The following is a 25196-nucleotide window of genomic DNA, read 5'->3' on the forward strand; positions in this document are numbered from 1 at the left end:
GCTCCGAGAGCCGCGTCTCCCTGTGTCACAGCCTTGTGAAGGCGTGCCCCCGCTCACCCGCAGTCGGCGGGGGCACCCCCTCCCGGAGGGAACAACATGGCAACGCCTGCAAAGGGGCCGGCTGAAGGCCCGTGTTCGACCCCGCTGCCGGACGGCACCATTCCTGTCACCAAGGTGCACCCGGTGGACGAAAAGCTCCACGTCTCGCGGCTCGTCCCCGCCGCGCTCCAGCACATCGCCGCCATGTACGCGGGCGTCGTCACCCCTCCGCTCATCATCGGCCAGGCCGTCCGCCTGGACACGGCGGGACAGACCCGGCTGATCGCCGCGTCCCTGCTCATCGCCGGTGTGGCCACGCTGCTCCAGACGCTCGGCGTCAAGGGCTTCGTCGGCAACCGGCTGCCGTTCGTCAACGCCGCGTCGTCGGCGGGCATCGCGCCCATGCTGGCCATCGCCGAGACGAACGCCGAAGGAGACCAACTCCCCGCCATCTACGGGGCGGTCATGGTCGCGGGTGTCTTCTGTCTCGCCATCGGGCCTTTCTTCGGGCGGCTGTTGAGGTTCTTCCCGCCGCTCGTCACCGGCGTCGTCATCACCCTCATCGGGGTGACCCTGATGCCCGTACCGGTCGGCTGGGCCCAGGGCGGCGACAAGACCGCCGCCGACTACGGCGACATGCGCTTCCTCGCCCTCGCCGGCTTCACCCTCGTCGTCATCCTGCTGATCCAGCGCTTCGGCCGCGGCTTCGTCAAGCAAGTCGCCCTGCTCTTCGGCCTGTTGATCGGCACGCTCGCCGCGATCCCGTTCGGCATGGCGGACTTCAGCGCCATCAAGTCGGCGCCCGTGGCCGCGCTCCCCACGCCGTTCGCCTTCGGCACACCGGAGTTCCAGCCCGCCGCGATCATCTCGCTCTGCCTCGTCATGCTCGTCCTGATGACGGAGTCGAGCGCCGGGATGCTCGCCATCGGCGAGATCTGCGAGCGCGACTGCACGGGGAAGACCATCACGCGCGGCCTGCGCACCGACGGCATCGCCACCTTCATCGGGCCGATCTTCGGCGGCTTCCCGACCTCCGCCTTCGCGCAGAACGTCGGCGTCGTCTCGCTGACCAAGGTGCGCAGCCGCTACGTGGTCGCGGTGGCCGGCGGCGCCCTGCTGATCCTCGGCGCCTTCCCGGTGCTCGGCGCGGTCGTCTCCCTGGTCCCCATGCCGGTCCTCGGCGGCGCGGGCATCGTCCTGTTCGGCTCCATCGCGGTCAGCGGCATCCGTACGCTCTCCGAGGCCGGCCTCGACGACAGCTCCAACATCATCCTGGTGGCCGTCTCGCTCGGCGCGGGCATCATCCCGCTCGCCGCGCCCACCTTCTACGCCGACTTCCCGGCCTGGGCGCAGACCGTGCTCGGCTCCGGCATCAGCGCGGGCGCGCTCGTCGCCGTCTCGCTGAACCTCTTCTTCCACCATCTCGGCACCCGTAGCAGCGCCGGCGCGGCTGCGGCACTCAAATCCTCCTAGGGTCCTGCCGTGCCCAATCGCCACTCACGAAATGAAGGAAGCACCATGGCACCTTCTACGGCAGACCAGCGGCTCGACCGCATCGTCATCGAGAACGTCGCCATCGCGACGGTCGACAACCAGGACACCGAGTACGCCTCGGGCCACATCGTCGTGGCGGGCAACAGGATCGAGTCCATCGGGGCCGGCGCGGCCCCGGCAGGGCTCGAGAACGTCGTCCGCCGCATCGACGGCACCGGACACCTGGCCACGCCCGGCCTGGTCAACACGCACCACCACTTCTACCAGTGGATCACCCGTGGCCTGGCCACGGACCACAACCTGTTCAACTGGCTGGTGGCGCTGTACCCGACCTGGGCGCGCATCGACGAGCAGATGACGTACGCGGCGGCCCAGGGTTCCCTCGCGATGATGGCCCGCGGCGGCGTCACCACCGCCATGGACCACCACTACGTCTTCCCGCAGGGCTCGGGCGACCTGTCGGGCTCGATCATCCGTGCCGCCTCCGAGATGGGCGTGCGCTTCACCCTGGCCCGCGGCTCCATGGACCGCAGCGAGAAGGACGGCGGCCTGCCGCCGGACTTCGCCGTCGAGACCCTCGAAGGCGCCCTCGCCGCGACCGAGGAGACCGTCAAGAAGCACCACGACGCCTCCTTCGACGCGATGACGCAGGTGGCCGTGGCCCCCTGTTCGCCGTTCTCCGTGTCCACCGAACTCCTCAAGCAGGGCGCCGAGTTGGCGCGCCGACTCGGCGTACGGCTGCACACGCACGGCAGCGAGACGGTCGAGGAGGAGAAGTTCTGCCACGAGCTGTTCGGTATGGGTCCGACCGACTACTTCGAGTCGACGGGCTGGCTCGGCGAGGACGTGTGGATGGCGCACAGCGTCCACATGAACGACTCCGACATCGCCGCGTTCGGCCGGACGAGGACGGGCGTGGCGCACTGCCCGTCCTCCAACGCCCGCCTGGCGGCCGGCATCGCGCGCGTCCCCGACATGCTCGCCGCCGGCGTCCCGGTCGGCCTCGGCGTCGACGGAACGGCGTCCAACGAGTCCGGTGAACTCCACACCGAACTGCGCAACGCGCTCCTGATCAACCGCCTCGGCGCCCACCGCGAGGCCGCCCTGAACGCCCGTCAGGCGCTGCGCCTCGGCACGTACGGCGGCGCCCAGGTCCTCGGCAGGGCACGCGAGATCGGCTCCCTGGAGACCGGCAAGCTCGCCGACCTCGTGCTGTGGAAGATGGACACGCTCGCCCACTCCTCCATCGCCGACCCGGTCACCGCGCTCGTCTTCGGCGCGGCCGCCCCGGTCACCCTCTCGCTCGTCAACGGCAAGCCGGTCGTGGAGGACAGCCGCCTCCTGCACGTCGACGAGGACGCCATCGCCCGCTCCACGCGGGACGAGGCGCGGCGTCTGGCGCGGATCGCCGCGCAGGCGTGACGTTCGCCAACCCCTGAACTCCGGCCGGGGAGGACGGTCCCCGGCCGGACCCGAGCTGCCGAGCGGGCAGCTCGGGTGCCGCCCCGGAACGTGGCCCGAAGCTTCACGTTGCCGGGGCGGTCAGTAGTACCTGGGCGCACAACAACTACATATCGGCACATTTTGAGCACGACCTTGCATCACCTCCCAGAAGCGAAGTGCCGGCGGCCCGCCGGGACTGGAAAACAACCGGAGGAGCCGCAGTGGCGACGAAGCCCAGGTTCACCAAGCAAGGCACCACCCCCGCCGACGAATCCGCGGGGCATACCAAACACCCGGTAGACGAGAAGCTGCCGCCGCTGAAGATGGCGACGACAGGGCTCCAGCACGTCGCGGCCATGTACGCAGGCGTGGTCGCGCCGCCGCTCATCGTCGGCGCGTACATAGGTCTGTCGGCGAAGGACCTCACCTTCCTGACCGGCGCCTGCCTCTTCACGGCGGGCCTGGCGACCTTCCTCCAGACGCTCGGCATCTGGAAGATCGGCGCCCGGCTGCCCTTCGTCAACGGCGTGACGTTCGCGGGCGTCGCCCCGATGCTCGCCATCGTCGACTCGACGAAGAACAAGGACGACGCCCTGCCGATCATCTTCGGAGCGGTGATCGTCGCGGGCGTCCTCGGCTTCATAGCCGCCCCCTTCTTCTCCAAGGCGATCCGCTTCTTCCCACCGGTGGTCACCGGCACCGTGATCACCCTCATCGGCATCTCCCTCATGCCGGTCGCGTTCGGCTGGGCACAGGGACCGGACGCCAAGGCCGCCGACTACGGCTCGATGAAGAACCTGGCGCTCGCCGGCGTCACCCTCGTCATCGTGCTGCTGCTGCGCCGCTTCACCTCCGGGTTCGTCAAGCAGATCGCGGTGCTGCTCGGCCTGGTCATCGGCACGGTCGTCGCGATCCCGTTCGGCGTCACGGACTTCTCGCCGGTCGGTGACGCGGACGTCGTCGGCTTCCCGAGCCCGTTCCACTTCGGCGCACCGCAGTTCGCGGGAGCGGCCATCGTCTCGATGATCGTCGTCATGGTCGTCTCGATGACCGAGTCGACCGCCGACATGCTCGCGCTCGGCGAGATCGTCGACCGTCCGGCCGACGAGAGGACGATCGCGGCGGGTCTGCGCGCCGACACCCTCGGCACGGCGATCAGCCCGGTCTTCAACGGCTTCATGTGCAGCGCGTTCGCGCAGAACATCGGCCTGGTGGCGATGACGAAGATCCGCAGCCGGTTCGTCGTGGCGACCGGCGGCGCCTTCCTGGTCCTGATGGGCCTGTGCCCGATGGCCGCGTCCCTGATCGCCGTCGTGCCCCGCCCGGTCCTCGGCGGCGCGGGCGTGGTCCTGTTCGGCTCGGTCGCGGCCAGCGGCATCCAGACCCTGGTCAAGGCGGGCCTGGACAAGGACAACAACGTCCTCATCGTCGCGGTCTCGCTCGCCGTGGGCCTGATCCCCATCGCGGCGCCGGAGTTCTACCACGCGTTCCCGGAGCGCGCGAAGATCATCCTGGACTCGGGCATCTCGACGGGCTGTGTCGCCGCGGTGCTCCTGAACCTGGTCTTCAACCACATCGGCCGCAGCCGCGACGCGGACGACGTCACCGCGCCCATGGAATCGGGCGGCGCGATCGCGGAACAGCGCAGGGACGCGACGGCGGCGGGGGCGCACTGATTTCTGCCGGGCGCGCTTTCCGCCCTGGTGGGCGGGGGCCGTGTCGGCGGGTGCGGGTCTCGACGTGGCTGGTCGCGCAGTTCCCCGCGCCCCTGAAGACTTGCGGCTCCGCCGCTCGCCTTCATCGATGGAGGTAGCGCACGCGGTGCGCCTCTCCAGGGGCGCGGGGAACTGCGCGACCAGCCCACCACCGGCCGTCAGCCGATGTGGAAGCTCTGCCCGTACACCTTCCAGTCCAGCGGCGGGTCGAGGTTCAGGTTCCCCTGTTCCAGGAACACGCGCTGCGCGGTGTCGACGCGGCTGGTGTCGCTGTGCGCCTCCTCCTGCTTCATCGCCCAGACGCGGGCGTCGAGGAACGCGCCCAGCCAGGTGACCTCGTCGCCGCCCTGCGCGGGCGGCCGTGCCTGACCGAGCGCGCGCTCACGGATGCTGCCGAAGCCCGTGGGGTCCGAGCCGTTGCCGTGCATCACGAGGGCGTCGTAGTACGCGAACTGCCCGAGGGTGCCGACCGCGTCGGCCCGGCCCTGGGCGACCCCGGGGTCGAAGTAGACGCGGTCGCGCTCGTCGTTCTGCGCCTGCTGGAACGCCGGGTCCTCGGCCGCCCGGGCCCAGTCGTCGGGGAAGTCCGGGTCGAGGCCCTCGTGCGAGTCGCCGCCGTTCACCTCGCGCAGGGCGGGCAGGTACGGGGCGAGTACGTTGCCGGGCACGCGCTCGGTGTAGAGCTCGACGAGGTCGAGCATGTCGCCGGTGCCGGAGCAGAAGCCGATGATCCCGGCGGTGTAGCCACGGCCGTCGCCGATGTCCTCGATGTACCGGTACTGGGCCTTCCAGTCCAGCGAGGAGTTCTCCGCGCTCGACACCAGCTGCATGGCGATCTCCTTCTTCGCCGGGTCGTCGAGCCCGTCCGCGCCGGCGCTCGCACCACCGGCGACGGGGGCGGCTCCGGCGAGCTGGGTGCCCAGGAGCGGGACTGCCACGACGGCGGCGCCGAGTGCGGCGAGCAGGGTGCGGCGGGAGGTGCGGGAGGTGCGTATGTGGGGGGTCGACACGGGTCCTCCTGAGGGGAGTTCGTCGTTCCTTCGACTGTTAGGAAGGTTTCCTACCAGAGATTAGGGATGACGTATACCCGTCAAGAAGCCCGACCCCGAAGGGATTTGGCGTCGAAGCGGTTCTCCTTGCGTGAGCGGAACAGCCCCGACGGCGCGGTCGTGCGGTACCCGATGGACTCGTGGAGCGTCATCGCCCCGGGCGGCATGACGCCCGTGTCACGCGCCGGGACGCCGCGAGCGGCACGGGGTGCCCGCCGGGAGGTGTCCGCTGACGAACGCGGTCGGCGCCACCCCGAACAGGGTGCGGAACTCGGCCGCCATGTGCGACTGGTCGTAGTAGCCCGTGTCCTGCGCCAGGCCCGCCCACGGCACCTGGGCCTCGCCGTCGCGCCGCGCGGCCACCGCGAGCAGCTGCCGTGCCCGGTCGATGCGGGCGAAGTGCTTGGGGGAGAGGCCGACGCTGTCGGTGAACAGGTTCCTCAACTGCCTCTCACTGACCGAGAGTCGGTGCGCCACCACGGCGACCGACGCGGGGCGCGGACGCCCCGGCCGGGTCGACAGGGCATCGATCGCCGACCGGACGAGCAGCTCGCGGGACAGCTCCGCCGAGTCGCGCGGGGTGAACGCGGACGGCAGCAACTCGGCCACCGCGGTGATCACCTCGCCCTGCGACAACTCGCCCCCGATAAGCAGGAGTTGCCGAGCCAGACGAGCCGTTTCCGGCCCCGGCAGCTCGGCCAGCGGCACCGCGTGGCCCACCAACTCCCGCGCCGACGTGCCCAGGAGCGACCGCGCCGCCCCCGGCTTGATCCGCAGGTCGAGGCAGAGCGGGAGGCGCTTGCCCGTGTGGTACGAGGCACGGGTGCGCGGCCCGATCGCGAGGACGTCACTGCCGCCGTCCGGCAGGGTGCGCAGCACCAACCGCACGGCCGCGTCCGGCACATGGGCGACCGAGGCCGTCGCGCCGGGAGTGTGCGTGGTGATCCCGATGTCGGTGACCCAGGGGCGCAGCGCCTCGGGAGGTTCGACGAGCCGGGCGGGGAAGAGCGACGCACCCGCCGCCGTCCTGATCGTCGTCTGCCGGGCCAGCCATGCGGGCGCGGACTCCGTCACCGTGGTCACCGCACCACCGTAGCCAGCGCCGACCCGCTCGGGGGCGGCGAAAGCGTGCCGGAATTTCCTATCCGGCGGGCGGCGGCCGGGAGCAGCGTGGGACACATGATCCTCATCACCGGTGCCACGGGCACCATCGGCAGCGAACTCGTCCGCCTCCTCGCCGCGCGCGGCATCCCTCACCGGGCCCTGACCCGCGACCCGTCCCGTGCCCGCTTCGGGCCGGGGACCGAGGTGGTGCGCGGCGACTACGACACCCCGGACTCGCTCCGGGCCGCCCTCACCGGCGTCGACGCCGTGTTCATGGTCAACGTGCCGGGCGCCGCGGCCCCCGGCGCCCACGACCGGACCCTGCTCGACGCGGCCGTGACGGCAGGCGCGCGGCGCGCGGTCAAGCTCTCGGCGATCGCCACCGGGGACCCGGCGAGCGGCCCCTTCAGCCAATGGCACGTACCCGGCGAACAGGCCCTGCGCGACGGGACGTTGGAGTGGACGATCCTGCGCCCGACCATGTTCGCCTCGAACTTCCTGTGGTGGGCCCCCGACATCAGGGCGGGGCGGCCCGTGCCCGACCAGTACGGGGGCGGCGCGCAGGGCGTCGTCGACCCGGCCGACATCGCGGCCGTCGCCGCCGAGGCACTGCTCGGCGACGGCCATCACGGACGGACGTACACGCCGACGGGGCCCGAGGCGCTCGCGGTGCCCCGGATGGCGGCGGCCCTCGGCACGGTGCTCGGCCGGACCCTCGACACGGTCGAGCTCTCGACGGCGGACAACCGCGCCCGCCTCCTGTCGATCGGCATCCCCGAACACTCCGTGGACGGCGTCCTCGAAGGCCTCGCGTTCGTCAGGGACGGCGGCAACGCGGTGGTCACCGACGACGTGGAGCGGGTGCTCGGGCGCCCGCCGCGGACCTTCGAGGAGTGGGCGCGCGACCACAAGGACGCGTTCGCCTAGGTCGTGTCCGCAAGCCGCCGACCGCGCCGCGCGCCCTACAGGCCGAAGGCGCCCGGGTCCTTCGACAGCTCCTTGAAGACCTCCTTCGGGCCCGCCACCAGCCTGCGCGCGGTGAGGTCCAACAGGCCTCCCACCGAGGTCAGTTCGGCCGACAGCGTGCCGTCGGGCCGCGTGATCTCCTGGCGCACGCGGAACGTCTTGCCCTCGCCCCACTCGAAGACGCACCCCACGTCCACCCGGTCGCCGGCGTGCAGCTCCGCCAGGTAGCGGATCGTCGTCTCCAGGACGACGGGGCCCACGCCCCGGGCGAGCAGATCGCGCTGCTCGATGCCGCCGTGCCGCAGCAGCGACCAGCGCGCGTGCTCCGCGTACTGCAGGTACACCGCCTGATTGAGGTGCCCCTGCGAGTCCGTCTCGTACCCGCGGACCTCGACCCGCACGGAAAACCGCTCTGCCACGACGATCCCTTCGACGATCCTGGTGTGCCTCGATTGTGCCCAGGCGTGGGTCCGGTGCGGTGCCGGGAAAGCGTCTACGTGCGTCTGGGCGAGGCCAGCAGCCAGCGGCCGCCGCGCGGCTCGGCGTGCTCGCTCACCTGCCAGCCGGCCCGCCGGAGCGCGGCTGCACAGGCCGCGAGGGCGCCGGGGTCGGGGTGCCGCACGGCGACGGCCTCGGGCTGCGGGGTGTCCGTCACACGGTGACCGGTCGCCGTGCCGGTCGCCGGCGCGCAGCCCGCGGCCTCCAGGGCCAGCGCCGCGGAGTGCGCGAGCCGGCCGCGCTCCCACGCGCAGGGCCGGTCGGTCGCGCCGTCCGGATTCGTCATCCGGCGTATCTCCATCAGGCCCTGCCAGGCCGTGCGCACCTCGCGCGCCCGCGCGGGCGACGCGACGGCGTCCGGCTCACCGCCGAGCCACGCCGTGAACACTCCGCCCGGCGGGGTGGGCGCGGCGGGCGTGGCCTCGGGCTGCGGCGCCGGGGTCTCCTCGACGGCCTCCCGGATCCGGTGGCCCGCCGGGGTCAGGAAGTGATCGTGCGGCGGCCGCGGATGCCGGAACGCGAGCCGCAGCGCGACGAGCCGGGCGAGCTGGGTCGCGGTGCCGGTGATCCGGCCCGTCTCCGGCTCCGCGGCCTCGATGATGCGCCGCTGCGCGGCGGTCGGCGGTCTGGTCATGGAGACGATGGTGCACGACGGGTCTGACAACGGCCGTCGCCCGGCGGCCGGACGGCCCGACGCGGCCCGGTCAGGGCCGCAGGTTCCAGCCCGAGATCACGGGCCGGCCGTGCTCCATGGTCAGCCGGCTCACCGTGCCGGTCGCCAGCAGGAAGTGGGCGCCGCCCGACGGCGGAAGCCCGAGGCGGCGCGCGGTCAGCACCCGCAGGAAGTGGCCGTGCGAGACGAGCACGACACTGCCCTCGTTGTTGGCGAGCGCCGCGTCGACCTTGGAGAGCATCCGGTCGGCCCGCGCGCCCACCTCGTCCGGTGTCTCGCCTGGATGCTCCGGAGGCCCGGGCGGCACCCCGTCGTCGAACAGGAACCAGTCGGGCCGCGTCCGCTGGATCTCCCGGGTGGTGACGCCCTCGTAGGCGCCGTAGTCCCATTCGAGGAGGTCGCGGTCGACATTGACGCGCTGGAGACCCGCCAGTTCGGCGGTCTCCCGGGCACGCCGCAGAGGACTCACGAAGACGGCACCGATGTGATAGCTGCCGACGAGCGGCGCGACTCTGCGCGCCTCCTCCCGGCCGTTCTCGGTGAGCGGGATGTCGGTGAGACCCGTGTGCTGGCCGGTCAGGGCCCACTCGGTCTCGCCGTGCCGGACAAGGAGCAGATCACCCAAGACACGCGCCCCGTTCTGTCAGGATTCCGTACGGTTCCATGGACATGGTCGATGGAACCGTACACGTGGTCGGGACCGCGGGCCCCGCGGTGGCCTTCGGCCGCCCTCCGGCCCGGCACGGATCATGGATTGTCAGACCCGGCCCGTAAGGTCTGAGAGGTCTTACGAGATCTTGGTGGTCCGGTGGTCCTACAGGTCCCGCGGCCGTCCAGAGCTGTACACAGGTGAGAGAAGGAAGGGAGGTGGCAGTGTTCGTGCCGGAGCTGCCGGGTGCCGTCCTCGGTGCCGCCGCCGTCTTCCTGCCCGCTCCGCTGCCCCGCGAGGGCCGGATCGCGTTCTGGTCGCCGGACGACGGGGCGGCGCTGCCCGGCGCCGACGAGGAGATCGCCCTGGTGCGGCCGCACGGCGCGAGCGTGCGCAGCCGGAAGGTCCCCGCCTTCGTGCTGCCCGTCGCCGACGCGCTGCCGCTCCTGGTGCGGGCCCGCCGCACCCGCGGCGCCCACCCCGCCGCCGCGGCCTGGGGCGCCGCCGCCGCGCACGCCCTGCACCTCGTCGCTCGCGGCAGGCTGCTGCCCGGCCTCACCGCGTCGGACCACGACGCCTGGCGCGCGGGCCCGCTCGACGAGGACGACATCGCGCAGATCAGAGGGATCGCAGCCGCCCTCCCACCGGAGGGCTTCGCGGTCCCGGTGGCCGGGCGCAGGCCCGTCCAGGTGCCCGATCCCGAGGCGTTGGTACGGGCGTTCCTCGACGCCGTGGCCGACGCGCTGCCGCGCACCCCGGCGGCGGCGCACGCGGCGGGCGCCCCGTTCGCCGCCGCCGCGGCCCAGTACATTCCGCAGGCGCGGCCCTGGGCGGTGGAGGCGGCGGCCGGGCTCGACGCGGGCGTGAAGGTCTCGCTCCGGCTCGACCTCTCCCATCAGGAACTGTTCGACGGGGGCGATCCCGACGCCGACCCGGACGGGCCCGAGACGCGCCGCGCCGGCACCGCCATCGTCCAGGTGCACAGCCTCGCCGACCCCACGCGCGTGGCCGACGCCGCGCACCTGTGGGCCGGCGACGCCGACGACCACTTCGGGCCGCGCGCCCGGATCGACGCGGTCCTCGCGGTGCGCCGGGCCGCTGCCGTCTGGCCGCCGCTCGGCCGCCTCCTGGAGCAGGACGTACCGGACGTGCTGCCCCTCGGCGAGAGCGAGCTGATCGATCTGCTCGGGCCGGGCACGGCGCGGCTCGCCGAGGCCGGGGTCGCCGTGCACTGGCCGCGCGAGCTGGCCCGCTCGCTCACCGCGACCGCCGTGGTGCGCGCCCACACCGCGCCCGGCTCCGCCACCGACGGCACGACGTTCTTCGACGCCGACGAACTGATGGCGTTCAACTGGCAGTTGGCGCTCGACGGCGACCCGCTGACCGAGCGCGAGATGGACAAGCTCGCCGAGTCGCACCGGGCGGTCGTCCGGCTCCGCGACCAATGGGTTGTCGTCGACCCCGACCTCGTCCGCAAGGCGCGCAAGCGGGAGCTGGGCCTGCTGCAGCCCGTCGACGCGCTCGCGGTCGCCCTCACCGGCGAGGCCGAGGTGGACGGCGAGCGGGTCGCGGCCGTGCCCACCGGACGCCTCGCCGAACTGCGCGACCGCCTGACCCGGGGCATCGACACGGTGGAGCCCCCGGCCGGGCTGCGCGCCACGCTCCGCGACTATCAACTCCGCGGCCTGGCCTGGCTCGACCTCATGACCTCGCTCGGCCTCGGCGGCTGCCTCGCCGACGACATGGGCCTCGGCAAGACCGTCACCCTCATCGCCCTGCACCTGCGCCGCGACCGGCCGCAGCCCACCCTCGTGGTCTGCCCGGCGTCGCTGCTCGGCAACTGGCAGCGGGAGATCGAGAAGTTCGCCCCCGGCGTTCCCGTACGCCGCTTCCACGGCGCCGACCGCACACTCGGCGACGGCACCGCCGGATTCGTCCTCACCACGTACGGCACCCTGCGCACCCGCGCCGCCGAACTCGCCGAGCACGACTGGGGCATGGTCGTCGCCGACGAGGCGCAGCACGTCAAGAACCCGAACTCGGCGACGGCGAAAGCCCTGCGCACGATCGGCACCCCCGCGCGCGTGGCCCTCACCGGCACCCCCGTGGAGAACAACCTCTCCGAGCTGTGGGCACTGCTCGACTGGACGACACCGGGCCTGCTCGGGCCGCTGAAGGCGTTCCGGGCGCGGCACGCGCGGGCGGTCGAGGGCGAGGGCCCCCTGGAGAACCCCGAGGCGATCGAGCGCCTGTCCCGCCTGGTCCGCCCCTTCATCCTGCGCCGCAAGAAGTCCGACCCCGGCATCGTCCCCGAGCTGCCGCCGAAGACCGAGTCGGACCATCCGGCACCGCTCACGCGCGAGCAGGCGTCGCTCTACGAGGCCGTGGTGCGCGAGTCGATGGCCCAGATCGAGGAGGCCGAGGGGATCGGCCGACGCGGCCTCATCATGAAGCTCCTCACCTCGCTCAAGCAGGTGTGCAACCACCCCGCGCAGTACCTGAAGGAAGGCGAGAGCACCCGCCCGCGCCTGGCCGGGCGCTCCGGGAAACTCGCGCTTCTCGACGAGCTGTTGGACACGATCCTCGCCGAGGGAGGCTCGGGCGGTTCGGTCCTCGTCTTCACCCAGTACGTGTCCATGGCCCAGCTCCTCGCCACGCATCTGACCACCCGCGCCATCCCGCACCAACTGCTGCACGGCGGCACCCCGATCGCCGAGCGCGAGCGCATGGTGGACCGGTTCCAGGCCGGGGAGGTCCCGGTGTTCCTGCTGTCGTTGAAGGCGGCCGGTACGGGGCTGAACCTCACGCGCGCGGGGCACGTCGTCCACTTCGACCGCTGGTGGAACCCCGCCGTGGAGGAGCAGGCCACCGACCGCGCCTACCGTATCGGGCAGACCCAGCCGGTCCAGGTCCACCGGCTGATCACCGAGGGCACGGTCGAGGACCGGATCGCCGAGATGCTCGCCTCCAAGCGGGCGCTGGCGGACGCGGTGCTGGGTTCCGGGGAGGCGGCACTGACCGAGCTCACGGACCGGGAGCTGAGCGATCTGGTGTCGCTGAGGAGGGAGTCGGCGTGAGGCGCGAGAGCCCAGGGAAGGCGGACCACCCCGGTCGGGAGGGTGCAAGATGAGGCCTGCCCGCACGCGCGGTCGTGCCGCGCACATCCCCGGCCGGGCCACCGCCGCCGAGCAGGCGCAGGCCCGCCACATGGACGACCGGCGCACCTTCCCGCCGCTGCCGCCCCGTGCCGAGCCCGGTGGCGGCGCGGCCCTGACCTGGTGGGGGAACGCCTGGGTGGAGGCCCTGGAGGACACCGCCCTCGACCCGGCCCGCCTCGCCCGCGGACGCACCTACGCCGATCGCGGCCACGTCGACGCGATCACCGTCACGCCGGGACGCGTCGTCGCGTACGTGCACGGCTCCCGGCCCCGCCCCTACCGGGCCGAACTGCGCCTGCGCACCCTCCCCGACGAGGCCTGGGACCGCTTCCTCGACACGGCCGCGGCCCGCCCCGACCACATGGCCTCGCTGCTCGACAAGGACGTGCCGCACGCGCTCGCCGCCGTGGTGGACCTGCTGCCGACGGTCGACGACCTGACGCCCGAGTGCACCTGCCCGGACCGCGCCCACCCCTGCAAGCACGCGGCGGCGCTCTGCTACCAGACGGCGCGACTCGTCGACGAGGACCCGTTCGTCCTGTTCCTGCTGCGCGGCCGCGGCGAGCAGCAGCTGCTGACCGAGCTCACCCGGCGCAACGCCACGCACACGGCCGCCGAACAGGCCGGGGCGTCCGCTCCGGAACTCGACACGGTCCCCGCCCGGGACCTCTACACCCAGCGTGCCGCCCAACTCCCCGCCCTGCCACCGGAGTTCCCGGCCCCCGCACACCCCGAGCGACCGCCCTCCTACCCCCAGCACCCGCACGCCCCCGACCCCCTCGCCCTCGACCTGCTCGCCACCGAGGCGGGCGCCCGCGCGCACGCCCTGCTCACCACCGGCACCGACCCGATCGCCGGGCTCACCCCCTGGCAGGACGCCGTACGCGTGGCCGCGGGCCACCCCGGCTCGGGGCTCACCGCCGCCACGCGCACGCTCTACGCCTCGCTCGCCCGCGGCACCGGACGCACCCCCGCCGACCTGGCCCGCGCGGTCGCCGCCTGGCGCCAGGGCGGCCTCGAAGGGCTCTCGGTCCTGGAGGAGGAGTGGGACCCGCCGGCCGGCCCGTTCGACCGCGCCCGCCCGGCGCTGCTCGCTCTCGGCCACCCCGAGTTCCGCCCGCGCCGCAACCACCTCTCCGCCCCGTCGGTCCAACTCCGCCTGGGACGCGACGGGTTCTGGTACGGCTACGAGTCCGACCCGGGCCGCGACGACTGGTGGCCGCGCGGCGAGCCGAGCCCGGACCCGGTGGCGGCACTGGACTCGATCCTGGGCCGCTGACCGTTCGGGCCCACGGTTAAGCGGCGTTCAACTCCCTTTCCCAGGAACGCAGTCGGGCGAAATCGGCAGCCCTGAGGCCGCGCCGCGGATGGATGGTGAGCAGCAGCGCGGGCCCGTCGTGCCGCTCGGCCACGTACGCGACGTCGGCCTCGGTCACCATGTCGTCCACCCACACGAAGGGCCGCCCCGCCGCCCACTCCACGAGTGTGCGCGTCTTCCAGTACAGGCCGTCCGGATCGGGGGCGAACAGCTCCGACCACTCGATGACCGGCAGGTCCTGAGGCAGTCCGACCGCCGGCGCGATCATCTCGTTGGCCTCGTGCATCCACGTGGTGGCCCAGGCCAGCTCGTACGGCAACGCCCGCAGCAGCGCCCCGTGCCCGGGGTGCAGCACGACCCTCAGGCCGCGCCGCAGACGGCGCGAGCCCGGCTCCTGCCGTGACGCCCAGGAGCTGGGGCGCAGCCGGTGCGCGCGATAGCCGCGCAGCCGGGCGAAGCGATCGGCGTACGGGTTCAGCGGGCCGTCCACGTCGAGCAGCAGCAGCGGCTTGTCCGTCATGGAAGAGAAATGCCCGGCGCGGGGCGCGACGACACGCCTCAGTGCACGGTCGGCGCGGCGGCCGCCACGAAGGCGTTCAGCGCCTGTTTGCACCGCTGCGAACGCCGGTCGCGATCGGTCTCGTCGGCCGCCTCGTGCAGACAGTTCGTGCACTCGAACGCCTCGTCGGCAAGATGCCGCAACTGCGGGTCGGCGCAGACGAGTTGCACCCGCACCAGAGCGGCCCGCGCCGACATGCGCGCCTCGTACGAGGCGAAGCGCGACGCCTCCGCCTGGGTGCCCGGCCCGTCCTCGTGGGCCCGGAACCAGCGGTCGTTCTGGCTGCGCCGGTAGTCGTGCAGCGCGCCCGCGAACGCGCTGTAGCTGGAGATCCGCTCCTGCCGCAGCTGCTCCGCGCGCGCCAGCTCGGCGCTGCGCACCGTCGCCCGGCCCTGGAAATAGTGCGTGACCATCGAGCCGAGCAGGGTGCCGAACACCGCGATCAGGGCCGCGTCCACCGTTGCGTACTCCTCCACCCGGGAACCAACCCACAGGAAAACAAGTCGAATTCACGACCTGCGCCTCGCTACCGTCACAGACGTGTCCACGAAACTCAATCAGATCATCGCTGTCGAGAAGGGCGTGAAGGCCAAGGCCCACCAGGACCTCACGACAGCCCACCACGGACTGCAGAAGCCGGCGCTGCTCGCCGGCATCGCGCGCACGTACCAGCCCAAGGACGAGGAGGGCGAGCAGTTGCCGCCCGAGTCGACCCGCGTGCAGGTGCGGGCCGAGGACGTCCTGCGACGGACCGCCGCGTCGCTGACCCGCCTGTTCGACGTGACCGCCACGAAGGACTGGGCGAACTGCACGGCGCGCGCCGACGTGACCGTCGACGGACAGGTGCTCGTCCGCCAGGCCCCGGTCTCGTATCTCCTGTTCCTGGAGAAGCAGTTGACCGACCTCAACACGTTCGTGCGCAAGCTGCCCGTGCTCGATGCCGCCGAGTCGTGGACGCAGGACCCGTCGACCGACGACTGGCGTACCGAGCCGGTGCGCACCGTGCGGACGAAGAAGGTGCCGCGCAACCACGTGAAGGCGGAGGCCACCGAGAAGCACCCGGCGCAGGTCGAGGTGTACTACGAGGACGTGCCCGTCGGGTACTGGACGACGGTGAAGTTCTCCGGCGCCCTGCCCGCCCGCCGCGTGTCCCAACTCCTCGACCGGGTGGAGAAGTTGCAGCAGGCGGTGAAGTTCGCCCGCGAGGAGGCGAACGCGGCGGAGGTCACCGACCAGCGCACCGGCGACCCGGTATTCGGCTACCTCTTCGGCTGACGGACCCTACGATGAAGACTCCCCGGGCGGCGCCGCGTGACGGCGACGGCCGGGGTGCGCGAGGAGCGCAAAGCTGAAACTGAAGCTTGTCGTGAACCACGCGGTGCGCAGAGCACGTGCGCACCGCCGTCAATCTCAGACTCTCGCTCCAGACTCAGCATGCGCCGCTCATCGCCGGATCGACCGGGCTCCGGCCCCAGATCCCGAACTGCCGGTTCGAATCCGGCCCGCCCAGCTCGATGGGCGGTGGTCCAACGGTAGGACGCGGGACATTGACGACTGACCGGAGTTCTCAAGCGTGCCGGCGTGTGATGTGAGCGGCATTCGAAAGGCGCCGAGGGCAGGCTACGCCCTCGGCGCCGCCGCCTTTCCGCTGTTCTTCCCGGCGCCGACGGCAGTGGTCAGACCTTGGTGAAGCACCAGGTGTAGTCGGAGCCCCGGTTGGTCCGGTACTCGATGCCGTAGTCGTACTTCGCGGCGCAGGTCTGGCCGGCGCCGTACATCTTGTCGCCCGTCCTGTACTCGGCCTCGGCGGAGCCGCAGTCGACGATCGTCGGCACGGGATCGCCGTGGGGGTCGTCGACCTTGACGCAGTCACCGATCCCAGGGTTGTGCGTCTTGGCCTCGTCGGCCCTGGCGGACTGGGAGGCTTCGGCCTTGGCTTTGCCACCGTTGGGGTCGGTGTTGTAGTCCCACACCCAGTAGCCCACGCCGGCGAAGATCGCGATGATGACGACGAGGGTGATCGCCCCCTGCGCCCCGCGCCCGCGCCCGGGCGGCGGGCCGCTCGGGCGCGGGGCCTGCGGCGGCTGCCCGTAGGGCGGGTGCTGCTGGTACGGCGGTTGTTGCTGATAGGGCGGTTGTTGCTGGTAGCCGTACTGCGGCTGCGGCGGGTATCCGTACGGCGGCTGGTTCTGGTTGTTCGGTGGAATGGGTGCGGACATGTCCGGTAATCCCCCGTGATCGACTGAGCGGACGGTGCCCAACGCGAAGTTGGCATGCGCAGGCTACCTGGTGCCCGTGTGTCCAATGTCGTCGCGAGGGAGGCCTGTTGCCGTTCAGAGTGCCGGGGCCAGCGACATGCCGCGGCCCGCGAAGAACTCCGCGAACCGACCCACCGGCAGCTCGGCGGTGCGCGTCGCCGCGTCCGTGCCCGACGGGTTGTGGAAGTGCAGGCCCGTCCCGTCCGCCGTCCGGCCCGTGACCAGCACCAGATGGCCGCCCCTGCCGGGTGCCGGCTCGTGCGGTCGGCGGATCGCGTAGTGCACGGAGGCGATCACGAGCCGCCCCGCGTCGAGCAGTTCACCGATGCCGTCCGCCGTCAGCTCCCGGTGCACCGCCGCGTCGACGCCGTGCGCCTCCCGGACGTACTGAACGGCAGGCGCGTAGATCATGCCGTGGATCTCACCATCGGGGTCCACCGTGTACGCCCCGAACTTCAGGGCTCCGTCGCGGAGTTCGAAGAGGGAAGGGGCTCCCGCGCCGAGTGCCATGCGCAGGCACGTCGCCCCGCACAGGTGCCCGCACCAGCGCGCGTAGTCCTCCACCGTCGCCGCGCCCGACTCCCGCCAGGCCGGGTCCTCGGCCCGGTCGAACTCCCCGGACACGATCGGTCCGACGAGGCCGGGGGAGGCGAACTGGGTGTGGCTCGGGTACGCGCAGGTGGTGCAGAGGGTCACTGACGGTATCCGCTCAGGAAGCGCCCGATCCGGCTGATCGCGGCATCGAGATCATCAGCGTAGGGCAGGGTGAGGATCCGGAAGTGGTCGGGGCGCGGCCAGTTGAAGCCGGTGCCCTGCACGACCTGGATCTTCTCGCGCAGGAGGAGGTCGAGGACGAACTTCTCGTCGTCCACGATCCTGTGCACCTTCGGGTCGAGCCGCGGGAACGCGTACAGCGACCCCTTGGGCTTGACGCAGCTGACGCCCGGGATCTCGTTCAGCTTCTCCCACGCCTTGTCGCGCTGCTCGTACAACCGGCCGCCAGGTGCGGTGAGTTCGTGGATGGACTGGCGGCCGCCGAGCGCGGCCTGGATGGCGTACTGGGCGGGCGCGTTCGGGCACAGCCGCATGGAGGCCAGCATCGTCAGGCCCTCCAGGTAGTCCTTGGCGTGCTGCTTCGGACCGGTGATCACCAGCCAGCCGGAGCGGAACCCGGCCACGCGGTACGTCTTCGAGAGTCCGCAGAAGGTGAGGACGACGAGGTCGGGAGCGAGGGCGGCGGCGCTGTGGTGCACCGCGTCGTCGTAGAGGATCTGGTCGTAGATCTCGTCCGCGAGGACCATCAGGCCGTGCCGGCGGGCGAGGTCGAGGATGCCCTCGACGATCTCCTTCGGGTAGACCGCGCCGGTCGGGTTGTTGGGGTTGATGATGACGACCGCCTTGGTGCGATCGGTGATCTTCGACTCCATGTCGGCCAGGTCCGGGTACCAGTCGGCCTGTTCGTCGCACAGGTAGTGCACGGCCTTGCCGCCGGACAGGGTCGTGACCGCGGTCCACAGAGGGAAGTCGGGGGCGGGGATCAGGACTTCGTCGCCGTCCTCGAGCAGCGCCTGTACGGCCATGGAGACCAGCTCGGAGACGCCGTTGCCGAGGAACACGTCGTCGACGTCGACCTCCAGGCCGAGCGTCTGGTAGCGCTGGGCGACGGCGCGGCGGGCCGAGAGGATGCCGCGCGAGTCCGTGTAGCCGTGCGCCTGCGGGATCATCCGGATCATGTCCTGGACGATCTCCTCGGGCGCCTCGAAGCCGAACAGCGCGGGGTTGCCGGTGTTCAGGCGCAGGACGCTGTGGCCCGCCTCCTCCAGCGCGTTGGCGTGCTCGATCACCGGGCCGCGGATCTCGTAGCAGACCTCGCTCAGCTTGCTCGACTGCCGGAACTCCATGCGCTTGCCCTCCAGGCGGACCAGGTGTCACTGTGCTGAACCGTTGTTACTTGGTTTTACCAAGTGCGCGCTTGGAAAGTCCAACAAGTTGCATAGACTGCGAGCCATGCCACGCCGAAGCTACGACCAGTACTGCGCCGCCGCCCGCGCTCTCGACGTCGTCGGAGACCGCTGGACGCTGTTGATCGTGCGGGAACTCCTCGCGGGGGCGCGCCGCTACACGGACCTGCACGCCGATCTGCCCGGCGTGAGCACGGACATGCTGGCCACGCGCCTGAAGGACATGGAGCGGGACGGGCTCGCCGTGCGGCGCCGGTTGCCCGCGCCTGCTTCCGCGTACGTGTATGAACTCACGCCGCGCGGAAGGGAGTTGCTCCCCGTGCTGCAGGCGCTGGGGGAGTGGGGGGCGCCGGGGCTCGCCGAGCGGCGGCCCACGGACGCGGTGCGGGCGCACTGGCTCGCCCTGCCGTTGCTGCGGCAGCTGGAGGGGCTGGGGGAGTCCGGGGTGGTCGATGTGCACCTGGAGGAAGGGGAGTTCCATGTGCGCGTCGGCTCTTCCGGGGGGCCGGTCTACGGGGACGGGGCGTACGCGGAGGGTCCGGCCGATGTGCGGCTGACCCTGGACGCGGAGGTGTGCGGGGCCGTCGCCGAGGGGGCGCTGGGGTTGGTGGAGGCGGTGCGTGCGGGGCGGGTCGTCGTCGAGGGGGACGGTGCCTTGGCCAAGTCCCTCGTCGCCGTCGGGGGGTGACGGTTCGCGGGCGGGCGCGGGCCCGGTGGGGCTTCTCGCGCAGTCACCCGCGCCCCTGAAGAACCTGCGGCCTTCAGGGGCGCGGGGAACTGCGCGAGCAACCACGACGCACCGGCGGATACTGATCGGTAGGCGGAGTTACGGCGATCCGGCAGGGGCGCGGGTGACTGCGCGACCAGCCCCCACGCCCCCGCACCCGCCCACGAACCAGGAGCCCCTACGGCGCCGAGACCGGACGCCCCGAGCCGCGTGTCAGGGCGTACCCCCCGATACCCGCGAGCGCCGCCAGCACCGCGCCCGCCGCCGTCCACAGCCACCGGCTGGTCCACCAGCCGGACGACCAGCCGTCCGTCGGTGCCGCCTTCTCGGCCGAGGCCGTCGTCCCGGGCACCAGCGGAGTCGACAGGGTGCCGTCGACCGCCGCCGTCCCGCCGATCTCCTTCGACCGCGCCTCGACCGACGCCGACACCGGCTGGCCCAGGTCGGTGTCGGCGAGCGAGGTCACCGTCAGGCGCACGTAGTACGTGCCGGGCAGCGGGTCGTTCGCCCACGGCTCCGACCAGGCCCGCACCGTGCGCAGCGTGCAGGCGAGGTCCACGCGGGTCGCCGCCGCCTCCACCGTGCGCGCCTGCGTCCCGTACATGCAGGACTGGCGGCGGCGCAGTCCGTCGTACACGTCGATGCGCCAGGTCTGCGCGCCGTGCCGGGCCTGGGAGTCCGACAGGTCGACGGTCGCCTTCAGCGTCGGCCGCCGGCCGGAGTCGGCCGGGAACGACCAGTACAGGTAGTCGCCGGTCGACGCGCTCGCCGTCGCCTTCTGGTCCTGCTGCATCTGCGCCGCGGTGCGGAAGGAGGTACCCGCCTCGGTGGGCGCCTTCTGCGCGGCGTCGTCGTCATCGGCCGCGGCGACCGGTCCCGCCAGCGCGAGCAGTGCGGTGGCGGCGCCCAGCAGCGCGCCCGTCAACAGTCTTGTACGTCGCATCAGTTCGTCCTCCAGACGGCGACACGCCAGCGCGAGATCCAGCCCCAGACGACGCCCGCGAGGAAGCCGACCACGACGAGCGCGGCCAGCAGCCACCAGCCGTTGCCGAGCCCGAACGCGGCCACGTCGGACGCCTGGTCCGGGCCGTCCACCAGATCGACCGTCAGCTCGACCGGGAGGCCCGGCGTCGTCTTGACCGAGGCGGGCGCGGAGAAGGAGTTGGAGACCTGGAGGCAGACCGTCTCGGTGCCCGCTGCGGCATCGTCGTCGTCCTGGTCCGGCTTGGGATAGCGCAGGCCCGTCGAGATGGCGTCGGTGCGGCCGTCGCCCGACTCCTGGCCGCGCACGATCTCCCGGCCGTGCGTGGTGACCGCGCGCAGCAGCACGCCGTAGTCCTGGTTGACGGCCCGGTCCGCCGCGACGCTCACCGAGGCGCGCAGCTCCTGGCCCGGTTCGACGTCGACGCGGTAGAAGCGGTGCTCGCCGAACTTCTCGCGGTCGGTGTAGAGGCCGGACTTGATCTGCGGCGCGCTCGCGCACTGGGCGGCGCCCTCGACGGCCACCGGCGTGACCACCGGGTCGGCCGCCCGGTCCACCAACTGGCCGACCTTGTCCGTCAGTTGGTCCTTGTGGTGGACCGCCGTGTACGTACCGCCGGTGGCGTCGGCGATGCAGGACAGCTGCTCGCGCGTCTTGGCGTCGGCGACCAGACCGAGCGTGTCGATGGTCAGGCCGATGCCCTTGGCGGAGATCTCGCGCGCCACCTCGCACGGGTCGAGCGGCTGGCAGGTGTCCTCGCCGTCGCTGATGAGGACGATGCGCTTGGAGCCCTCGCCGGAGCCGAAGTCGCCGGCCGCCTTGAGCAGGGCCGGGCCGATCGGGGTCCAGCCGGTGGGCTGCAGCGTGGCCACGGCGGTCTTCGCCTCGGTGCGGTCCAACGGGCCCACGGGATAGAGCTGTTCCGTGTCCTTGCAGCCCGTCTTGCGGTCGTCGCCGGGGTAGTTGGCCCCGAGCGTCCGTATCCCGAGTCGGACCTCTTCGGGGGTCGCGTCGAGGACCTCGTTGAACGCCTGCTTCGCCGCCGCCATCCGCGAGCCGCCGTCCATGTCGCGGGCGCGCATGGATCCGCTGACGTCGAGGACGAGTTCGACCTGGGGTGCGGGTTTCTGGTCGGTCTCGTCCGCGGACGCCTGCGTGGGCGGCAGGCCGCCGACGGCCAGGGCGGCGAGCAGGGCGCAGAGCCCCGCCGCCAGCCGTTGTCTTGTGATCATCGGCGGATCTTATGGATCAGGGTGGTCCTGAGCCAAAACGAGCGGAGTCACTGACCTGCCGTCAGGCCGCCTGCCCCGTGCGTCAGTACCGCTGCGCCTTGGCGATCTCCGCCTTGAGGTGAGGCTCCGGCGGCTTCGTGCTGATGGCCAGCGGCTGTGCCCGGTCGCCGGGGTCGAGGTCCTGGGCGCCGACGACCGTGGATTCCACCACCTTGCCGTCCGCGTCCTTGAAGTCGACCTGCACCGCGTAAGAGGCCTTCTCGTCGGTCTTGTTGGTGATGTTGACCACCAGAGCGCGCACGTTGTCGGTCTGCGCCAGGGGCTTGCCGGTCAGCGAGACGCTGTTCATGGCATTGCCCTGTCCGTCGGCCTTGTCCAGTTCGCGCGTGAACTCCTGCCGGTTGCGCTCCACCTCGGCGGAGACCGACGCCTCGAAGTCGTGGGCGCGCTGCGACGCCGACTCGGCCGCCGCGGAGGCCGACTCCTTGACCTCCGCCTTCTTCGACGCGGCGCTGGAGGCCAGCGCCGAGGGCGGCTCACCGGAGAAGTTCGACGCGTCGGGGGCCGTCGGCCGCGCGCTGGCACTCGCCCCGGTGCTGTCGTTGCTCTCGGTGCTGCACGCGGCGAGCGCCAGCATGCCCGTCGCCGCGCACACGGCGATCGAGGCGGCCGTACGCCGGGAGCGCCGGAAAGCCCTGCCTGCACTCATGGTCCATTCCCTTCAGAGGTCAGAAACGTAGAACCGCGGCGATGTGCCCGGCTTCGGTGAGGGCGTCGTCGGGGACGAAGACGACCTCGGCCCCTGTCTCCAGGGCGGACTCGACGATCTCGTCGACGACGTCGTGCACCGCGTCGAGGTCGCTGTCCTGCGCGGGCTCCAGGTGCCCCTCGCCCGCCCGCACGGTGACGCGGAAGTTCTCCTCCACGACCAGCCGGTGGATCCGGCCGTCGGACGCCTTCTGCCACACCTCGTCGACCCCGGCCGCGTACGTGTGACCGCCGCGCGCCCGGTCCAGGCCGGCCAGTGCCTCGGCGACCAGGCGTTCGGCGTCGGTGGCGCGCGCCGGGGCGACGGCCCTGGCGACGGCGTCCGCGGTGCCGTGGGCGAGCCCGCCGAACGGCACCTGGACCGCGCCGTGCGCGGCGTCGCCGACCTCGCCGAGCAGGGAGAGCGCGGCCGGCTCACCCGTGACGTAGAGGGGACCCCGCTCGGTGGCGAGCAGCACGGTGAGCGCCGCGTCCGCGTCCCGGAAGAACTGGCGGGTCCGCTCGTCGCGGAAGGCGCTCGGCAGATCACCGATCCGCTCCTTGCGCTCGGCATCGGGATCGTCGAGGTCCCGCTCCATCGGGAACCCGTGATCGAAGTCGTGCGTGACGCGCTCGCCACGGCCCGCCCACAGGGCGATCCGGTCGGCGGCGACCGTCAGCACCCAGTAGCGCCGGGCCGCGGCGTCGGCGGCGACCAGGTTGCGGGTGAGGAAGCTGTCGGCGACGACGACGCGCTCGGGCACCGGGCGGTCGACGGCCCAGACGTGGTGCTCACCGGGCGCGGCGAAGACCAGCAGACCGTCCGCCGCGTGGGCGAGGTCGGTCTCCGCGACCGCTTCTCCGAGCCGCGCGACCACGTCGTCGCGGCGCTCCGCGGTCACGCCGGGGTCCGCTTCGAGGCGGCGCACCGCCTCCTGCACAAGGTTGTTCAGCCGGACCGGGTCCTGGGCGTTCTCAGGCCTGCGCCGATGCGTGGGCAGGGTCAGGGACACCGCCGGATAGGGGCGCTGTCGGCGGAGTTCGTCGAGGGCGGCTGAGGTGAGGGAGGTGTCCATAAGGCCTCCATACTGCCTATAGGTCAACGAAAGCCGCAAAAGGTGCATAAAGGTACGGTCGAGGAGAAAACTGAAACGTATGGATCAGGCTTCAGGGACCACGCCACCGAGCGCGCCGGAGACCGCGCCACGTGCCGCCAAGCTGACGCTGTTCACTCTGACGACGATGGTCGTCGGCTCCATGGTCGGCGCGGGCGTCTTCTCGCTCCCCCGCCGGTTCGCGGACGAGACCGGAGTCGCCGGAGCGCTCATCGCCTGGGTGGTCGCGGGCGCCGGCATGCTGATGCTGGCCTTCGTCTTCCAGCGGCTCGCGCTGCGCCGGCCCGACCTGGACGCCGGTGTGTACGCGTACGCCAAGGCGGGCTTCGGCGAGTACCTCGGATTCTTCTCCGCGTTCGGCTACTGGGCCAGTGCCTGCGTCGGCAACGTGACGTACTGGGTCCTGATCATGTCCACGATCGGCGCGATCGCCCCGGCCCTCGGCGACGGCGACACGCTCCTCGCGATCGGCCTCTCCTCGGTGGGCCTGTGGGCGTTCTTCCTGCTCATCCGCCGCGGCGTCAAAGAGGCCGCGGCGATCAACCGGATCGTCACCGTCGCCAAGCTCGTCCCGATCGTCGTCTTCGTCATCCTGGCCCTGTTCTTCTTCAAGCCGCACGTCTTCGCCGAGAACTGGGGCGGCGCCGACTACGCGGGCTCCCTGTTCAACCAGGTCCGCGGCACCATGCTCGCCACCGTCTTCGTCTTCCTCGGCGTCGAGGGCGCCAGCGTCTACTCCCGGCACGCCAAGCGGCGCGAGGACGTCGGCCGGGCCACCATCCTCGGTTTCCTCAGCGTCTTCGCGATCTTCGCCTCGGTCACGATCGTCTCGTACGGGATCCTGCCGATGAGCGAGATCGCCGAGCTGCGCCAGCCGTCGATGGCCGGAGTCCTGGAGGAGGCCGTCGGCACCTGGGGCCAGGTCTTCGTCAGCGTCGGCCTGATCATCTCGGTGCTCGGCGCCTATCTGGCCTGGACGCTGATGGCCGCGGAGGTGCTGTTCGTCGCCGCCAAGGACGAGGACATGCCGCGCTTCCTGGGCCGCGCGACCGCCGAGGACGTGCCCGTGCCCGCGCTGTTGATGACGACGATCCTGTCCCAGATCGTCCTCGTCATCACGATGTTCTCGGACGACGCCTTCAACTTCGCGCTCGATCTGACCAGTTCACTGACGCTGATCCCGTTCTTGCTGGCCGCCGGGTTCGCCCTGAAGATCGCGCTGCGGCCCGATCCGCGCACCGTCGGCGGCGGCACCGGCTTCTCCTCGGACTTGGTGGTGGCCGCGCTCGCCACGGTCTACACGGCGTTCCTGCTGTACGCGGCCGGGCTCAAGTTCGTCCTCGTCTCGTTCATCTTCTACGCCCCCGCCACGATCCTCTTCGTGATGGCCCGCCGCGAGCAGGGCCGACGCCTCTTCTCCGGCCGCGAGCTGATCATCCTGGCCGTCTCCGTCATCGGCGCCGTGCTCGGTGTCGTGGCGCTGGCGGTGGGCTGGATCAGTCTCTGAGG

General features: G+C 71.9%; 23 protein-coding genes. 9 read left to right on the forward strand and 14 right to left on the reverse strand.

The genetic code is table 11. The features are described from left to right. The first annotated feature begins 96 nt into the window (after positions 1–96). The 3 genes from B072_RS0114520 to B072_RS0114530 all read left to right on the forward strand — a co-directional run bounded on the left by B072_RS0114520 (position 97) and on the right by B072_RS0114530 (position 4652). The gene (locus tag B072_RS0114520) at positions 97–1512 is read left to right on the forward strand and encodes a nucleobase:cation symporter-2 family protein (protein WP_026245824.1); all 1416 of its coding nucleotides are present in this window, start codon (positions 97–99) and stop codon (positions 1510–1512) included. Positions 1513–1557: 45 nt separating this feature from the next. After that, positions 1558–2955 carry an 8-oxoguanine deaminase gene (locus B072_RS0114525; RefSeq protein WP_018530681.1) on the forward strand — a complete coding sequence of 466 codons (1398 nt, stop codon included), beginning with the start codon at positions 1558–1560 and terminating at the stop codon, positions 2953–2955. Positions 2956–3299: 344 nt separating this feature from the next. Further along, positions 3300–4652 (forward strand): nucleobase:cation symporter-2 family protein, encoded by a 1353-nt coding sequence (locus B072_RS0114530; protein WP_051127186.1) that lies wholly within the window; start codon positions 3300–3302, stop codon positions 4650–4652. A gap of 197 nt (positions 4653–4849) precedes the next feature. On the opposite strand, the gene B072_RS0114535 is transcribed toward B072_RS0114530, so the two are convergent. Then, complete coding sequence (locus B072_RS0114535; protein ID WP_018530683.1) at positions 4850–5701, reverse strand: chitosanase; 852 nt, start codon at positions 5699–5701, stop codon at positions 4850–4852. A 216-nt stretch (positions 5702–5917) separates the two neighbouring features. Continuing rightward, a complete protein-coding gene (locus tag B072_RS43220; protein ID WP_018530684.1) occupies positions 5918–6823 on the reverse strand; it encodes an AraC family transcriptional regulator in 906 nt (301 codons plus the stop codon). Positions 6824–6919: 96 nt separating this feature from the next. On the opposite strand from B072_RS43220, the gene B072_RS0114545 reads away from it, so the two are divergent. Further along, positions 6920–7771, forward strand: a complete 852-nt coding sequence (locus tag B072_RS0114545; protein ID WP_018530685.1) for an NAD(P)H-binding protein — start codon at positions 6920–6922, stop codon at positions 7769–7771. 35 nt (positions 7772–7806) lie between these two features. Here the strand turns inward: B072_RS0114545 and B072_RS0114550 are convergent, their stop codons facing one another. From B072_RS0114550 to B072_RS0114560, 3 genes are all read right to left on the reverse strand, one after another. Next, positions 7807–8229: an acyl-CoA thioesterase gene (locus B072_RS0114550; RefSeq protein ID WP_026245826.1), complete on the reverse strand. Its 423-nt coding sequence runs from the start codon at positions 8227–8229 to the stop codon at positions 7807–7809. 74 nt (positions 8230–8303) lie between these two features. After that, positions 8304–8942 carry a hypothetical protein gene (locus B072_RS0114555; RefSeq protein WP_018530687.1) on the reverse strand — a complete coding sequence of 213 codons (639 nt, stop codon included), beginning with the start codon at positions 8940–8942 and terminating at the stop codon, positions 8304–8306. A gap of 70 nt (positions 8943–9012) precedes the next feature. After that, positions 9013–9606: a histidine phosphatase family protein gene (locus B072_RS0114560; protein WP_018530688.1), complete on the reverse strand. Its 594-nt coding sequence runs from the start codon at positions 9604–9606 to the stop codon at positions 9013–9015. Between the two features lie 248 nt (positions 9607–9854). Between B072_RS0114560 and B072_RS0114565 the strand changes: the two genes are divergently transcribed. Together B072_RS0114565 and B072_RS0114570 are read left to right on the forward strand one after the other, a co-directional pair. Further along, complete coding sequence (locus B072_RS0114565; RefSeq protein WP_018530689.1) at positions 9855–12707, forward strand: DEAD/DEAH box helicase; 2853 nt, start codon at positions 9855–9857, stop codon at positions 12705–12707. 49 nt (positions 12708–12756) lie between these two features. Further along, positions 12757–14067 (forward strand): SWIM zinc finger family protein, encoded by a 1311-nt coding sequence (locus tag B072_RS0114570; RefSeq protein WP_018530690.1) that lies wholly within the window; start codon positions 12757–12759, stop codon positions 14065–14067. Positions 14068–14083: 16 nt separating this feature from the next. Here B072_RS0114570 and B072_RS0114575 read toward each other — a convergent pair whose 3' ends face one another. Further along, positions 14084–14626: a hypothetical protein gene (locus tag B072_RS0114575; protein WP_018530691.1), complete on the reverse strand. Its 543-nt coding sequence runs from the start codon at positions 14624–14626 to the stop codon at positions 14084–14086. A 38-nt stretch (positions 14627–14664) separates the two neighbouring features. Next, on the reverse strand, positions 14665–15141 hold the full coding sequence (locus tag B072_RS0114580; protein ID WP_234018855.1) for a hypothetical protein: 477 nt from the start codon (positions 15139–15141) through the stop codon (positions 14665–14667). Positions 15142–15205: 64 nt separating this feature from the next. Between B072_RS0114580 and B072_RS0114585 the strand changes: the two genes are divergently transcribed. After that, complete coding sequence (locus B072_RS0114585; RefSeq protein ID WP_018530693.1) at positions 15206–15940, forward strand: hypothetical protein; 735 nt, start codon at positions 15206–15208, stop codon at positions 15938–15940. A 401-nt stretch (positions 15941–16341) separates the two neighbouring features. On the opposite strand, the gene B072_RS0114590 is transcribed toward B072_RS0114585, so the two are convergent. The 3 genes from B072_RS0114590 to B072_RS0114600 all read right to left on the reverse strand — a co-directional run bounded on the left by B072_RS0114590 (position 16342) and on the right by B072_RS0114600 (position 18824). After that, complete coding sequence (locus tag B072_RS0114590) at positions 16342–16884, reverse strand: LppU/SCO3897 family protein (protein ID WP_018530694.1); 543 nt, start codon at positions 16882–16884, stop codon at positions 16342–16344. Positions 16885–16998: 114 nt separating this feature from the next. Continuing rightward, positions 16999–17619 carry a hypothetical protein gene (locus tag B072_RS0114595; RefSeq protein WP_018530695.1) on the reverse strand — a complete coding sequence of 207 codons (621 nt, stop codon included), beginning with the start codon at positions 17617–17619 and terminating at the stop codon, positions 16999–17001. After that, entirely contained in the window at positions 17616–18824 is a 1209-nt protein-coding gene (locus B072_RS0114600; RefSeq protein ID WP_018530696.1) for a pyridoxal phosphate-dependent aminotransferase, read from the reverse strand. Before B072_RS0114600 ends, B072_RS0114595 begins: the two co-directional genes overlap by 4 nt. Before the next feature lie 106 nt (positions 18825–18930). Here B072_RS0114600 and B072_RS0114605 point away from each other — a divergent pair, with 106 nt between their 5' ends. Continuing rightward, positions 18931–19572, forward strand: coding sequence for a winged helix-turn-helix transcriptional regulator (locus tag B072_RS0114605; protein ID WP_018530697.1), 642 nt, complete (start codon positions 18931–18933; stop codon positions 19570–19572). Positions 19573–19789: 217 nt separating this feature from the next. Here B072_RS0114605 and B072_RS0114610 read toward each other — a convergent pair whose 3' ends face one another. The 4 genes from B072_RS0114610 to B072_RS0114625 form a co-directional block, all read right to left on the reverse strand. After that, entirely contained in the window at positions 19790–20554 is a 765-nt protein-coding gene (locus B072_RS0114610; protein WP_026245828.1) for a hypothetical protein, read from the reverse strand. Next, positions 20554–21825, reverse strand: a complete 1272-nt coding sequence (locus B072_RS0114615; protein WP_018530699.1) for a VWA domain-containing protein — start codon at positions 21823–21825, stop codon at positions 20554–20556. The genes B072_RS0114610 and B072_RS0114615 overlap by 1 nt, the downstream gene beginning before the upstream one ends. An 82-nt stretch (positions 21826–21907) precedes the next feature. Then, positions 21908–22534, reverse strand: coding sequence for an FxLYD domain-containing protein (locus B072_RS0114620; RefSeq protein WP_018530700.1), 627 nt, complete (start codon positions 22532–22534; stop codon positions 21908–21910). Positions 22535–22553: 19 nt separating this feature from the next. After that, positions 22554–23648: a hypothetical protein gene (locus tag B072_RS0114625; RefSeq protein ID WP_018530701.1), complete on the reverse strand. Its 1095-nt coding sequence runs from the start codon at positions 23646–23648 to the stop codon at positions 22554–22556. 79 nt (positions 23649–23727) lie between these two features. Between B072_RS0114625 and B072_RS0114630 the strand changes: the two genes are divergently transcribed. Continuing rightward, positions 23728–25194 (forward strand): basic amino acid/polyamine antiporter, encoded by a 1467-nt coding sequence (locus tag B072_RS0114630; RefSeq protein ID WP_018530702.1) that lies wholly within the window; start codon positions 23728–23730, stop codon positions 25192–25194. Positions 25195–25196 lie beyond the last annotated feature (2 nt).

Source organism: Streptomyces sp. HmicA12, from assembly GCF_000373565.1.
In the GTDB taxonomy this organism is placed as follows: domain Bacteria; phylum Actinomycetota; class Actinomycetes; order Streptomycetales; family Streptomycetaceae; genus Streptomyces.

What these genes read in the sequence shown, in the direction of transcription:
- B072_RS0114520 (WP_026245824.1), top strand. Translation starts at nt 97, where the DNA reads ATGGCAACGCCTGCAAAGGGGCCGGCTGAAGGCCCGTGTTCGACCCCG.
- B072_RS0114525 (WP_018530681.1), top strand. Translation starts at nt 1,558, where the DNA reads ATGGCACCTTCTACGGCAGACCAGCGGCTCGACCGCATCGTCATCGAG.
- B072_RS0114530 (WP_051127186.1), top strand. Translation starts at nt 3,300, where the DNA reads ATGGCGACGACAGGGCTCCAGCACGTCGCGGCCATGTACGCAGGCGTG.
- B072_RS0114545 (WP_018530685.1), top strand. Translation starts at nt 6,920, where the DNA reads ATGATCCTCATCACCGGTGCCACGGGCACCATCGGCAGCGAACTCGTC.
- B072_RS0114555 (WP_018530687.1), bottom strand. Translation starts at nt 8,942, where the DNA reads ATGACCAGACCGCCGACCGCCGCGCAGCGGCGCATCATCGAGGCCGCG.
- B072_RS0114570 (WP_018530690.1), top strand. Translation starts at nt 12,757, where the DNA reads ATGAGGCCTGCCCGCACGCGCGGTCGTGCCGCGCACATCCCCGGCCGG.
- B072_RS0114575 (WP_018530691.1), bottom strand. Translation starts at nt 14,626, where the DNA reads ATGACGGACAAGCCGCTGCTGCTGCTCGACGTGGACGGCCCGCTGAAC.
- B072_RS0114590 (WP_018530694.1), bottom strand. Translation starts at nt 16,884, where the DNA reads ATGTCCGCACCCATTCCACCGAACAACCAGAACCAGCCGCCGTACGGA.
- B072_RS0114600 (WP_018530696.1), bottom strand. Translation starts at nt 18,824, where the DNA reads ATGGAGTTCCGGCAGTCGAGCAAGCTGAGCGAGGTCTGCTACGAGATC.
- B072_RS0114605 (WP_018530697.1), top strand. Translation starts at nt 18,931, where the DNA reads ATGCCACGCCGAAGCTACGACCAGTACTGCGCCGCCGCCCGCGCTCTC.
- B072_RS0114610 (WP_026245828.1), bottom strand. Translation starts at nt 20,554, where the DNA reads ATGCGACGTACAAGACTGTTGACGGGCGCGCTGCTGGGCGCCGCCACC.
- B072_RS0114615 (WP_018530699.1), bottom strand. Translation starts at nt 21,825, where the DNA reads ATGATCACAAGACAACGGCTGGCGGCGGGGCTCTGCGCCCTGCTCGCC.
- B072_RS0114620 (WP_018530700.1), bottom strand. Translation starts at nt 22,534, where the DNA reads ATGAGTGCAGGCAGGGCTTTCCGGCGCTCCCGGCGTACGGCCGCCTCG.
- B072_RS0114625 (WP_018530701.1), bottom strand. Translation starts at nt 23,648, where the DNA reads ATGGACACCTCCCTCACCTCAGCCGCCCTCGACGAACTCCGCCGACAG.
- B072_RS0114630 (WP_018530702.1), top strand. Translation starts at nt 23,728, where the DNA reads ATGGATCAGGCTTCAGGGACCACGCCACCGAGCGCGCCGGAGACCGCG.